The following is a 12,816-nucleotide window of genomic DNA, read 5'->3' on the forward strand; positions in this document are numbered from 1 at the left end:
TTTTGATTTTGATTACTGGTGGTAGTGGCTTTATTGGGTCATATTTAATTTCCTCATTAATGAATCGGTCTTTATTGGTCTGTGGAAGATTAAAACCTCCATCGATTAAAGCGGAAAAATTCATATCTTTTGATCTTTCAAAAGATTTACTAAAGGTTGAAACGCTTACTAATGTTCAAACAGTAATCCACTGTGCTGCATATGTTCATGTGATGAATGATTCATCTTCTGATCCTTTGTTCAAGTTTAGACAGATTAATACTCAAGCGACAGTTAACTTAGCTAAGCAAGCAGCAACTGCTGGAGTCAAACGTTTTATTTTTTTAAGTTCGATTAAAGTAAATGGTGAGTCAACTGAATCTGGTATTCCGTTTACATCTAATTATTCTGCGAAGCCTGTCGACTCTTATGGGTTAAGTAAATATGAGGCAGAGTTAGAGCTTATGAAAATCTCTCAATATTCTGGCATGGAAATTGTTATAATTCGTCCTCCTCTCGTTTATGGTGTTGGAGTTAAAGCAAATTTTGCTTCATTGATGAACTTAGTATCTAAAGGTGTACCGCTGCCATTTGGATGTATTACTCAAAATAAACGAAGTTTAGTGTCTGTTACCAATCTTGTTGATTTAATTATCACCTGTATTGACCACCCTAAAGCGGCTAATCAAGTATTCCTTGTTTCAGATGATCATGATGTTTCGACCTCAGAAATGGTTCGTGAAATGGCAAAGGCACTGGACAAGCCTACATGGCAACTCCCTATACCTATTTGGTGTTACCAGTTAGTGGGTAAACTATTTGAGAAGTCAGATGTAGTGGATAGATTAACCGGTTCATTGCAGGTCGATATTTCTCATACGAAAGAAACCTTAGGTTGGAAGCCACCTCAGACTCTACAAGAAGGGTTCAAACAAACAGCGCAAGCTTTTCTTCAAGCAAAAACTAAATAATGGTAGAACATGATTCGTTTAATTGATTTTCTTGCAGCATTCTTTGGTTTGTTATTCCTATGGCCAATATTATTACTCGTTACCATCATTGGTTTGTTTGATACAGGCTCACCGATCTTTATCCAAACTCGGGTAGGTAGACATAAAAAGCCATTTAGTCTGGTTAAGTTTCGTACTATGAGCAAAGACACTGTCTCAGTTGCGAGCCATCTTGCGAGCAATGCTTCGATCACTAAGTTTGGTGGTTTTTTACGTAAGACCAAAATTGATGAATTGCCACAACTAATTAACGTGTTAAAGGGGGATATGAGTTTAGTCGGACCACGGCCCAATTTATTTAACCAAGAAGAGCTAATTGCAGAACGCGATGCTTTGGGAGTTTATAATGTTTTGCCTGGCGTAACAGGATTAGCCCAAGTTCAAAATATTGATATGTCTACGCCTAAACTATTGGCTCAAACTGATAAGCAGATGATCGATTCATTAACCATCAAAGATTACTTTAAATACATTATTATGACGGCTACGGGGAGTGGTAGTGGTGATGCGGTTAAACCAAAGTAATTGATTATCCGTTTTATGTTTAGTGATTCGATTGGTCGTGTTTTTCTACGCTATAAATATTATTGATATTGTTTTCATGGAGCTATTAGTTTGTCTAGATTATCCCTATATTATTTTGCATACTGTTAAAACGGTCGCTCATATTTTAGACAAAATCCTTAGTTAGAGATTTTTTAACAGGGCTGTGATATTGTTGGCCTTTGTTGTTTGAGCCTCTTGCGTATGGAGGCGGTGCTGTTAATTATGGAATTTATGAAGTTTTTGAGTAAATTGGAGCGGAAAATGGAATTTTTGCAATGTTTATTTTCTTTGAAACGGTCACATAAACGTTTAGTGAGTGTGGCGATTGATTCGGTATTTCTCTTAGTCGCATTTTGGGCAGCCTTGTTGGTGCGGTTAGATGCCGTGAGTGTATTAACTAATAGCACATACTGGTTGCTCATTGTTTTGGTTGTGCCTGTGAGTATCATGGTGTTTGCTAAGCTCGGCTTATATCGTGCTGTGCTTAGATACATGGGGTTACAAGCACTTACCGCTATTATTGTTGGTGTGCTTGCCTCTACAGTTTCGTTAGTGTTAATTGCGTATTACAGCGAGGCGAATCTACCCCGTACTGTACCAATTATTTACGCTGCTTTTGCCTTGGTATTTGTCGGTGGAACTCGCGCTATGGTGCGCTCGTTAGTGGGGGCTGGTCTAAAGCGCGTTGGTGAACCTGTGATTATTTATGGTGCTGGTGTTAGTGGTCGCCAACTGGTAACTTCACTTGTTCAAAGCCATGAGTATTATCCCTTTGCATTTGTTGATGACGATGCGACCTTGCATGGCACTGTAATTCAGGGAGTGCATGTTCATTCGCCTTCAATTATTAGAAAGCTCATCACACAAAAAGCTGCTACAAAGGTGTTGTTGGCTATGCCAAGTGCCTCTCGCTCTCGTCGCCAAGAGATTTTAGTCAAGCTTGAACCTTTGGCTGTACAAGTATTAACTTTACCTGCAATGGCTGATCTGGTGAGCGGTAATAAACTTTATAGTGATATTAAAGAAGTCGAAATCGATGATTTGCTTGGACGTGATGCAGTTACTCCCCGTTGTGACTTAATGGTTGCCAATATCCGCAATAAGGTAGTGATGGTCACGGGAGCTGGCGGCTCGATTGGTTCTGAGTTATGTCGACAGATATTAAAACAGTCACCTAAAAAATTAGTGCTATTTGAGTTATCTGAGTTTGCCTTGTATACGATTGAGCGCGAACTTTCAGCGACAGCTTTTGAGTTAGGACTAGATGTTAAAATTTTACCAATCATGGGCTCGGTACAACGGGAAAATCGTGTTCATGCTGTAATGCAATCGTTTAAAGTCCAAACTGTGTATCACGCTGCTGCATATAAGCATGTGCCATTGGTGGAGCATAATGTCGTTGAAGGTGTGCGTAATAACATCTTCGGTACTTTATATACTGCTCGCGCAGCGATTGCAGCTAAGGTTGAAACTTTTGTATTGATTTCGACGGATAAAGCTGTACGACCAACTAATATCATGGGCACGACTAAACGTATGGCCGAGTTGGCACTTCAAGCGTTATCTAAAGAGCCGCATCAAACGCGTTTTTGCATGGTTCGTTTTGGTAATGTATTAGGATCTTCTGGATCTGTAGTACCGTTATTTCGCAAGCAAATTGCCAACGGCGGGCCTGTTACTGTTACTCACCGCGAAATTACCCGTTTCTTTATGACTATTCCGGAAGCTTCACAGTTAGTTATCCAAGCGGGGGCTATGGGCAAAGGCGGTGATGTATTTGTACTGGACATGGGGAAATCAGTCAAAATTGTCGATTTAGCGGCAAAAATGATTCGTCTCAGCGGTTTTGAAGTGAAGGATGAACTCAATCCTGATGGTGATATTGCCATTGAGTTTAGTGGATTACGTCCTGGTGAAAAATTATACGAAGAATTACTGATTGGTGATGATGTTACTGGCACTGAGCATGAACGTATTATGACTGCCAATGAAACCTATCTTTCTTGGAAAGAGCTAGAAGTTATTCTTAATCGCTTAGATAAAGCTTGTCATGAGTTTAACCATGAAGCTATACGAGAAATCTTACTGTCTGCACCAACAGGTTTTAACCCAACAGACGGGATATGCGATTTAGTGTGGCAGCAAAAGAAAAAATTAAGCGCTGCTAATGGCCAAAATAAAGTTGTTCCGCTAGTTTCTTAGTTTTCTTTTGGTCTTTGAAAAGCCAAATCAAATTTGATTTGGCTTTTTTGTTTTATAAGCATGGTGTTAAGGAAGTTGTATGCCAATAAGTTTTTTTGTATCCGACTGTGTTCGTGGCAAGGCGAGTAATTTCTCATTACTTTTATTCATCCTTGCCCAGGTCGCTCACAAAAAAGGTGAAATGACTGTTTGGTACCTTAATGTCAAATCTTGGCTTAGAGCTTGCTCTTAAGTAGATGGATATCCCTTTTGTTCGCGCTAAAGTGGGCAACCGCTATGTGGTTGAACAGCTTAAAGCGACAGGCTGGCAATTAGGCTGTGAAGGTTTTGGACATATATTGAGCTTGCAATATGCTTCAACAGGAGACTGCATTGTTTTGTCCTTACAGGTACTTAAAGCTATATTAGAGTCCCAGAAGAGTTTGCCTGAGATAAAAGCTGGCATAACTAAACTTCCTCAAGTGTTAATTAACCTGAGATCGGTTTAACAAGCCATAACTGCAATAGCATTAAACTCTGCGTTAGTGAGGTTCAGTTGTGGCTTATTGTCTTTCAATTGATAGGCGATGAGTCCGGCAATCATATTTAGCATAAAACCATGCACGCTGCGGTGTCTAGAGTGTTCTATTTGAGAGATATTTTTTAACTGGTCGTTGATGGTTTCTATGATGAAACGTCTCGACAGCATCGCTCTATCCCACAACAACATTGCCTTCGCTTTCATATTCTTACGTACGTTCGTCACCAACTTCACGCCTTTATCCAGCAATTCACTGGACAGCGCTTTACTGATATACCCTTTATCTGCATAGAGTTTATTCATGTCACTGTGCACCATCTCATTCACCGGTTTTGTGTCATGTACATTCGCAGGCGTCACTTTGGCCGCCACGATTCCGCCTTGATGATTCACAATCAAATGCAGCTTAAAGCCATAGAACCACCCCATGGTGCCTTTACCTCTGCACGCCAGTCCCGCCAAGGTTTTATGGCGATGAATACGTAGGTTATGACATACTTTGATGCTGGTTGAATCAACAACTTCGATGCCAGTGGGGTCACTCTTGAGGCTGGCAAAGTAGCTGCAAAGCGGCACTAAAGTAGTGGGCATCACCTCAAGAAAGCGGGTATAGCTGTGTAAATTAGGAAAAGCAGATTTGTAGAAATGAGCCAGATAGCCGATGTAGAAGTTCTTGAAATCACGGTGGTGGGACATCTGAAAAAGTATGATGATGGTCATCACTTCGCTCATCGTCATACGGCCAGGGCGTTGACGCTTGCGTGTACCATCGGTTAACAGCGTTTTTTCCCATTCTGGAATGAAAACAGCGCAAAAATCATCGACATCGCAAAATACTTCCACTAATTTATGCATAGGCCCTCCGGTGTGATGGGGTTTCTCTTGGTCGAAAGATCCGATCACTTGGAGGGCTATTAGTTCAACATTTCTTATCCCGAGTTCAGGTTAATTAATGTACGTTTAGCCACGGCTAATGCTGATAGCATTTTAGCGGCAAGTAGCGTTCAGCAAGCCGTGATTAAGGTTAGGTGACCAAGGGCGTGTGTTGTTGCGCAAATCTGGTACAGAGCCGCTTATTCGCGTAATGGTCGAATCTACCGATAAGATTATGACGCAGACTCAAGCAGAATATATAGCGGATGCAGTCCGAACAGCTTAGAGCTGGAGTCTGTAAAGACTAATGGCGCTAAGTGTCCATTCAGATCTTAATATGCTGAATTTTCAAGCCAGAAAGTTGTATACTTTCTGGCTTTTTGTTTTCTAACCTTTAACTTTGTTGGGTGAGTGATATGCGAATACTGATTACGGGAGGAGCTGGCTTTATCGGTTCTGCCTTGGTCCGTATGCTGATAGGGCAAACGACGTGCGTCGTGATCAATTTTGATAAGTTGACCTATGCCAGTGATCTTGAGTCCTTAGCCTCTATTGCCAATAGTGAGCGCTATCATTTTATTCAGGCTGATATTTGCGATAGAGTGAAATTAGATGCCGTATTTCAGGATTATCGGCCAGATGTGGTGATGCATTTAGCGGCCGAAAGCCATGTTGATCGCTCAATTGATGGGCCTGCTGAATTTATCCAAACCAATATAGTGGGTACTTATACATTGCTTGAGGCGTGCCGCTGCTATTTCCAAAGTTTGAATGCGGATAAGCAAAAAGTTTTTAGATTTCATCATATTTCCACCGACGAGGTTTACGGTTCATTAGGGGCTACAGGATTCTTTTCTGAGACTACGGCCTATAATCCTAGCTCTCCTTACTCAGCCAGCAAGGCATCGGCGGATCATCTTGTTCGGGCATGGCATCGCACCTACGGTTTACCGATAGTTATCACTAACTGCTCCAATAATTATGGGCCTTTTCAATACCCTGAAAAATTGATCCCTTTGATGGTCAATAATGCATTGGCCGGAAAACCGTTACCTGTCTATGGTAATGGTCAGCAAGTACGTGATTGGTTATATGTAGATGATCATGTGCGTGCCTTGTTTCTTGTTATAACACAGGGCAGAGTCGGGGAGACCTATAATATTGGAGGGGCTAATGAGCGTAGCAATCTAGCAGTTGTGTACCAAATTTGCGATTTACTCGAAGAGTTAGTACCCACTCATCCGCAAGCTTTTGTTATTAATGGTATTGGTTTTCGAGGTTTGATAGAACATGTTACAGACAGGCCTGGGCATGATGTGCGTTATGCCATTGATGCGAGCAAGATCCAGCGAGAACTTGGTTGGCAACCATTAGAGTCCTTCGATTCTGGGCTCAGAAAAACTGTCGAGTGGATAGTGGCTCGGTATTTTAACGCGCAAATTGAGTAATATTGGAGATTAACCTGTAAATACTGTTATAGGGGACTGGCAGTAATAGATACTTTAAGTAGTCGACTTGGTCTTGTTGTTTTTAACGTTATACCATCGCCTTGTTGGAAAACGAGAATATCATAGGGCATGATCTTGATAAGCTTTCCATTGTGCTCCCATGTCATGGTATCTAAGCAGCAGAGTATTTGGATGATAGGGATGTAAGTTTCAGTTTTTTGCAGTTCATTTGGGGAGTTGTTTAAGGTTGCAATCTGTTCTTCGATAAATGTGTCATCAAAGCTAAGTTTTTGCGTATGCGCTTTAAATGCGCCGCGTTTGGTCATGACATTGAAATCAATAACATCACTGCCTAATAATTGACTTGTTATTGAGGTTTCACCAGCAAAGTAGAATGGGCTATCAGCTGGCGTGAGTCGCTTATATTCAGTTGTATTTGTATTTCCTGATATCTTTTCTCCAGCTCCAAGGCCATTTATCTGTTTTGTCCCTTCATGACTATTGATGCTGAGTTCAACACCATCGCCTTCCAGAATGACCAGTTGCCTGTCTATGCCAATAAATGAGGAAAAGGGTCCGTTGCTGCTAATACTTGCAATGCTGATTCGATAGTCAAATCCAGTAAGTTCGGCATTGATGGGGAAAATGAGTAGCTGTTTTGTGCTTCCACCACCATTTTTCCATGGTGTTGATGGGCAATCTTGATAGCGGATCAGTTGCATGCTGTTATTCAAAATAACCTCTTTATTGTTTAAGAAGGTTTGTTTCGCCTTTCTTAGCTTCACAACTTCTAAAGCATGGCTTTGCGATTGCAGAACATTTCAGCGTGACTTATGGATAACGGTACGGAGGCTTTGCTCTTACGGTAAGTGCAGCATTCCGTTATCCATAATCTAATACCGCAGCTGAGTGCTAGCTGCCAGCTCTGCTTTTATAGACCTTTCTTTTTCAACACATAATTTGCAGCAAGTTCGCCGGTGATCCGTTTGCCTTCAGTGTCTAACATGATCAACTGATTTTCACCGACCAAATATTGTGTACCATCTTCTAGGGTGATTTTCTGGCCCAGTTCGTCCCATGTCACTTTACCCATCAGTTTTAAAATCTTTCCATCTTTACCTAAATAAACTGTTTCTTGAACAAAGCTATTATCAGCTTGCAAAGTGATTAGGGTTTGCATTCCTTCACAACTGGCGCAAGGCAATACGCCTTCATAACTACCAGCCCAATCGAGCGAGTTTTGGCTGGTATCACCTACTGGGACGGATTTTGGCGCTTCTGTTTGAGCTTGGGCTGTATTGACTGCCGTTTCTTCTTTTGGGGCTTCTGAGCAAGCCGTGGTGAATAAAGCCAGCAGTGCGATGTAACATAGTGATTTTTTCATAGTAGCTCCAATAGAAATTTTGGGAATTATGCATTAAGTGCACTCATCATACCCGCCAAGACTAGGTTAGGCTAACTTTTGCTATTTATATTTTTATAACAATAACTTAAGTTGTTTTTGTGTGGGTTTTAAGTGGCCAGTATGTTAGTTGTTAGTCCTAAGCGGTAATCACCGGGATGATAATTTATCCTTTGAAACTAGTCACTTTTAAGATTGAATCTATACTAAAACGTAACTATTCATCGTAAACGGTGGTTTTGTGGCGTTATTTAAGAAAAGTGCTGATGTTATCGAAGATACATCCCATAAGCTTAAACAAGGCATTTGGAAGGTGGCCATTATTGATGATGAACCTGGGATCCATGATGTCACTCGATTTGCGTTAAAAAATCTGACCTTAGATAATCGAGTCTTGCAGTTCTACTCCTGTTACAGCGCTGCTGAAGGTTTAACATTATTTCAAACTGAATCAGATATTGCCTTGGCCTTTATTGATGTCGTCATGGAAACCGATCATGCAGGCTTAGAGCTAGTACAAAAAATTCGCACTGAATTAAATAACCACAGTACCCGCATCATTTTACGTACGGGCCAGCCAGGGCAAGCACCTGAAGAGCAAGTTATTCGGGATTTTGACATTAATGATTATAAAGCTAAAACAGAGCTCACCGCGGCTCGGCTTAAGTCTTGTGTGTACACCTCATTGCGCTCCTATCGCGATATAAAAATTATCGAGCAAAGCCAAAAGGGGATGGAGAAAGTGATTGCTGCTTCCACCTCTGTACTTAAGAGCCATACATTGCATAACTTTGGTAGTGCTGTGCTCGAACAGACCTTGCAGCTGCTCAATCTTGAAAGCTCGGCTCTTTATCTCACGAGTTATCATCAAGACCTTTACCTCGATACTCAAATGAATCTGCTGGCCGCCACGGGAGATATGATCAGTTACTTTGAAGGTGGCAGCGTTGAGACTCTGCCAGGGGATGTGCGGGAACATATTATTGAAGCGATAGCGCTAAAAACCTCGCTGATCCGTGACAATATTTATGTTGGATTTTATGAGCTTAGTGGTCATGTCACCAGTATTCTCTATTTACAACACAACACTAAGTTAACGGATTTTCAAGTCAGCATTCTTGAGCTATTTGCGGCAAATGTGAGCTTAACCTTTGAGAACTTGTCGGGCCGCGAAAATGTGCAACAGACACAAAGGGAGCTAATTTTAATCATTGGAGATGCCATTGAGCAGCGCAGTAAGGAGACGGGAGCCCATGTGCGCCGAGTAGCGCGCATGACAGAAATGCTCGCGATTGCCATTGGTATGAAGGCAGACTTTATCGAAACCATTCGTTATGCGGCGCCTCTTCATGATGTAGGCAAAATCGGTATCCCTGAGAGTATTTTGCATAAGCCCGGTAAACTCGATGCCGAGGAATGGGCGATTATGCAAACCCACGCAGAGAAGGGTTATAACCTGTTGGTTGGCTCAAATCGTATCATTGCCAAAATGGGCGCTAGAATTGCTTATACTCACCATGAACGTTGGGATGGGCAAGGTTATCCCCGTGGGCTATCGCAGGAAGACATTCCTATTGAAGGCCGCCTGATGGCGATTGTTGATGTGATTGATGCTTTGCTTTCCAAGCGAAGTTACAAAGAGGCTTGGTCTGTTGAGGCGGTGCGCGAGTACATCTTAGCGCAATCGGGTAAACAGTTTGATCCTGTGTTATGTGAAGCCAGCCTTGATTTGTTAGATGTGTTTGCCTCCCTACATATTCATATTCCGGATGAGCCACTATGACCCGAATGCTTGATCGAATTTTATTTGATGTCAGTAAGTCTCAGGTTATTGATGAGGGTGATCTCATTCAAGCATCACAACTTATCGTGAGCTCAATTTGTAAGGGATTACTGATCTCTCGGGCGGGCATTTGGTTGTTGAGTCCGGATAATCAGAGCATCGCTTGTTATTATTCACTCGACAATCAGCAGCCACAAGAAGCGTTAGTGCTCACTCGCGCACAGTTTCCCCATTACTTTAGCCTGCTCGACAATGAGCGCACAATTGTCGCCAATAAGGCGCAAACGGATCCCGCCACTAAAGAATTTGTCGAAACCTATCTGAAACCGAATCAGATCAGCTCTTTGTTGGATAGTCCTATTCGTCACCACGGCAAAATGGTGGGGATTATTTGTTCTGAACATCAGGGCGAGGCGAGGGAATGGACTCGGGATGAGAAGGCCTTTGCCTCGGCACTGGCCGACCTTTTTGGTCGAGCCATGAGTGCTAAAGAGATCATTGAATATCAACAACAGCTCAAGCTCATTAATACCGATCTTGAGCATAAAGTTGAGCTGCGCACCGCAGAGCTTGAAACGGCATTATCGACTTTAAAATCAACCCAAAAGCACTTAATTGAAAATGAAAAAATGGCGGCCTTAGGCAGCTTAGTCGCCGGTGTTGCCCATGAAGTGAACACCCCCCTTGGCATAGCTGTCACATCCGTGACCCATTGTTTGGATGAGTTATCACTATTGAAAGGACTCTTTGAGAAAAACGAGCTCGATGAGGATAAATTTGTCAGCTTTATCAATACAATGCAGGATGGTTTATGCTTAATTGAACGTAATCTTTCCCGTGCAGCAGAACTGGTGCATAACTTTAAGCGTACTGCTGCAGATCAATCGATACTGGAACGCGAGCGCTTTAATCTGAATAATTATATTTTTCAAATATTTAGTTCATTAAAACCCTTGATGCGTAAGAAAAATATCACTTTAAAAGTCGAACTTGACGATAATATTTTTATTGATTCTTACCCCGGTGCGATTGCACAAATTTTCACTAACTTAGTCGCTAACAGTTTTCGCCATGCTTTTCCCGATGATTTTGTCGGTGATAAGCAAATTGTGATAGTAGTTGAAAAAATGGCTTCGCAGATCAAGATGATTTATGAAGATAATGGTGTAGGCATGTCCGATGAAGTGAAAGCCAAAGCATTCGAGCCCTTTTTTACCACCGCAAGGCAGAGTGGTGGAACAGGTTTGGGGATGTCGATTATTTATAATCTGATCACACAAAAACTGAATGGTAATGTGTCACTCTTCTCTGCGCCTAATCAGGGGTTACGAATTGAGATGCTGATCCCTGAAAGTAGTAAGGGTTGAGATAGGTTAGCGTCTTCTTATATGTTTATTAAGTAAAAGACGAATTGAAATCTTACTGAGCCAAGATGGTATTTAGCTTTTGCGGTTTAATATTCTGTTGTTTTTCCTGCATTAACAGCCAACAGTCCTATTATCTGTTCTTCCTGCTCGCGACATTTTGTATGCTACAATCTTGGCACTTTAACATGGCTTATCAATCCTAAATATTTCAATGAGAAAAGGCATTTTACTGGCGGGCGGTACTGGCTCGCGTCTTTATCCTATGACGCAGGTTGTCTGTAAGCAATTACTGCCCATTTATGATAAACCAATGATTTATTACCCACTTGTCACCCTGATGCAGGCTGATATACGGCATATCTTGATCATTTGTACTCCCCACGATTTACCACTATTCCATGCATTACTCGGTGATGGCAGTCATTGGGGGCTTAAGCTGCAATATGCCGAACAAGCCTCTCCGAAGGGATTGGCTGAAGCACTCATTATCGCCGAGCCATTTTTAGCGGGTGATGCCTGTGCGCTTATTCTAGGGGATAACCTATTCTATGGTCAGCACTTAACGGTAAATTTGCAACATGCTTGGCAAGGCCAATCTGGGGCGACCGTTTTTGGTTACCATGTGGCGAACCCTAACGCTTATGGTGTTGTTGAGTTCGATGACACGGGTAAAGTGCTTTCTATCGAAGAGAAACCTCTGCAGCCTCGTTCACGTTACGCTATGCCTGGCTTGTACTTTTTTGACGGCAGAGCTGCAACATTTGCAAAAACGGTTTTACCTTCGGCAAGGGGCGAGTTAGAGATTGTCGATGTTATCACTCGTTACTTAGCTTTGGGAGAGTTACGGGTCGATATTCTAGGGCGTGGGACAGCTTGGTTAGATACTGGTACGCCTGATGCCATGGCCGAGGCGACACAATTTGTTGCTGCCATTGAGAAACGACAAGGGCTAAAAATCAATTGTCCTGAAGAGACTGCATTTCGCTGCGGTTGGATCAATGTGCAGCAGTTAGCGCAATTAGCTCAGCCTTTACTCAAGAGTGGTTATGGAGAGTATTTGCTCGGTTTACTCGATAAGCAGGTATTTGATGAAATGTAATGAAACTGAATTAGCCGAAGTATTGGTGTTTGAACCCCAAGTATTTGGTGATGAGCGTGGTTTTTTTAAGGAAACGTTCAGGCAATCCTATTTTGATGCTTGTTTTACTGCAAGAGGACTTGAGCCTCCCGTATTTGTGCAGGAAAACCAGAGTCGTTCGCAATACAATGTACTACGTGGATTGCATTTTCAACAGCGTAAGCCGCAAGGTAAATTGGTGCGGGTCTGTGCAGGGAGCATCTTTGATGTTGCTGTTGATATACGGGCCGACTCGGCCACCTATGGAAAATGGGTTGGGCGAGTGTTATCGGCAGAGAATCATCTGCAAATGTGGATCCCACCGGGCTTTGCGCACGGTTTTTATGTTCTTAGTGATTATGCTGATGTTATTTATCAATGTACTCAATATTATGATCCTGAAGATGAAAGCGTTTTAGCTTGGAACAGTGCTGAGTTTGCCATTGATTGGCCATTAATCGCCGCACCGATTTTATCCGCTAGAGATAGCATCGCCAGCACACCCTCATAAAGCTAATCACTACTTGTATTAAATAAATGGCCAATAGAGTCGTGAGCTAATTTGGCAG

General features: G+C 42.1%; 11 protein-coding genes and 2 pseudogenes. 10 read left to right on the forward strand and 3 right to left on the reverse strand.

Translation table 11 applies throughout. From position 1 onward, the window contains the following. The first annotated feature begins 2 nt into the window (after window positions 1–2). The 4 genes and pseudogenes from KO537_RS05180 to glmM (KO537_RS05195) all read left to right on the forward strand — a co-directional run. Complete coding sequence (locus KO537_RS05180) at window positions 3–950, forward strand: SDR family oxidoreductase (RefSeq protein ID WP_219233994.1); 948 nt, start codon at window positions 3–5, stop codon at window positions 948–950. A gap of 9 nt (window positions 951–959) precedes the next feature. After that, complete coding sequence (locus KO537_RS05185) at window positions 960–1,514, forward strand: sugar transferase (protein ID WP_219233995.1); 555 nt, start codon at window positions 960–962, stop codon at window positions 1,512–1,514. Window positions 1,515–1,796: 282 nt separating this feature from the next. Next, window positions 1,797–3,737 (forward strand): nucleoside-diphosphate sugar epimerase/dehydratase, encoded by a 1,941-nt coding sequence (locus KO537_RS05190; protein WP_219233996.1) that lies wholly within the window; start codon window positions 1,797–1,799, stop codon window positions 3,735–3,737. A 139-nt stretch (window positions 3,738–3,876) separates the two neighbouring features. Continuing rightward, window positions 3,877–4,248, forward strand: a pseudogene (gene glmM / locus KO537_RS05195) (phosphoglucosamine mutase); the annotation flags it as partial. Here the strand turns inward: glmM (KO537_RS05195) and KO537_RS05200 are convergent. Beyond that, window positions 4,222–5,112, reverse strand: coding sequence for an IS982 family transposase (locus KO537_RS05200; protein ID WP_219233997.1), 891 nt, complete (start codon window positions 5,110–5,112; stop codon window positions 4,222–4,224). The pseudogene glmM (KO537_RS05195) and the gene KO537_RS05200 overlap by 27 nt on opposite strands. A gap of 9 nt (window positions 5,113–5,121) precedes the next feature. On the opposite strand from KO537_RS05200, the pseudogene glmM (KO537_RS05205) reads away from it, so the two are divergent. Together glmM (KO537_RS05205) and rfbB are read left to right on the forward strand one after the other, a co-directional pair. Continuing rightward, window positions 5,122–5,416: pseudogene (gene glmM, locus KO537_RS05205) on the forward strand (phosphoglucosamine mutase); the annotation flags it as partial. 130 nt (window positions 5,417–5,546) lie between these two features. Beyond that, on the forward strand, window positions 5,547–6,578 hold the full coding sequence (rfbB, locus tag KO537_RS05210; RefSeq protein ID WP_219233998.1) for a dTDP-glucose 4,6-dehydratase: 1,032 nt from the start codon (window positions 5,547–5,549) through the stop codon (window positions 6,576–6,578). Window positions 6,579–6,604: 26 nt separating this feature from the next. Here rfbB and KO537_RS05215 read toward each other — a convergent pair whose 3' ends face one another. Both KO537_RS05215 and KO537_RS05220 read right to left on the reverse strand, forming a co-directional pair. Continuing rightward, a complete protein-coding gene (locus tag KO537_RS05215; protein WP_219234029.1) occupies window positions 6,605–7,300 on the reverse strand; it encodes a HutD family protein in 696 nt (231 codons plus the stop codon). Between the two features lie 209 nt (window positions 7,301–7,509). Continuing rightward, the gene (locus KO537_RS05220) at window positions 7,510–7,962 is read right to left on the reverse strand and encodes a copper resistance protein NlpE (RefSeq protein ID WP_219233999.1); all 453 of its coding nucleotides are present in this window, start codon (window positions 7,960–7,962) and stop codon (window positions 7,510–7,512) included. Window positions 7,963–8,221: 259 nt separating this feature from the next. Between KO537_RS05220 and KO537_RS05225 the strand changes: the two genes are divergently transcribed. The 4 genes from KO537_RS05225 (at window position 8,222) to rfbC (ending at window position 12,758) form a co-directional block, all read left to right on the forward strand. Further along, window positions 8,222–9,763 carry a DUF3369 domain-containing protein gene (locus tag KO537_RS05225; protein WP_219234000.1) on the forward strand — a complete coding sequence of 514 codons (1,542 nt, stop codon included), beginning with the start codon at window positions 8,222–8,224 and terminating at the stop codon, window positions 9,761–9,763. Further along, on the forward strand, window positions 9,760–11,130 hold the full coding sequence (locus KO537_RS05230) for a GAF domain-containing sensor histidine kinase (RefSeq protein ID WP_219234001.1): 1,371 nt from the start codon (window positions 9,760–9,762) through the stop codon (window positions 11,128–11,130). The genes KO537_RS05225 and KO537_RS05230 overlap by 4 nt, the downstream gene beginning before the upstream one ends. Window positions 11,131–11,341: 211 nt before the next feature. Further along, complete coding sequence (gene rfbA, locus KO537_RS05235) at window positions 11,342–12,229, forward strand: glucose-1-phosphate thymidylyltransferase RfbA (RefSeq protein ID WP_219234002.1); 888 nt, start codon at window positions 11,342–11,344, stop codon at window positions 12,227–12,229. Beyond that, on the forward strand, window positions 12,219–12,758 hold the full coding sequence (gene rfbC, locus KO537_RS05240) for a dTDP-4-dehydrorhamnose 3,5-epimerase (RefSeq protein ID WP_219234003.1): 540 nt from the start codon (window positions 12,219–12,221) through the stop codon (window positions 12,756–12,758). Before rfbA ends, rfbC begins: the two co-directional genes overlap by 11 nt. Window positions 12,759–12,816 lie beyond the last annotated feature (58 nt).

The sequence above is a fragment of the Shewanella sp. NKUCC01_JLK genome (genome assembly GCF_019345615.1).
Lineage (GTDB): Bacteria > Pseudomonadota > Gammaproteobacteria > Enterobacterales > Shewanellaceae > Shewanella > Shewanella oncorhynchi.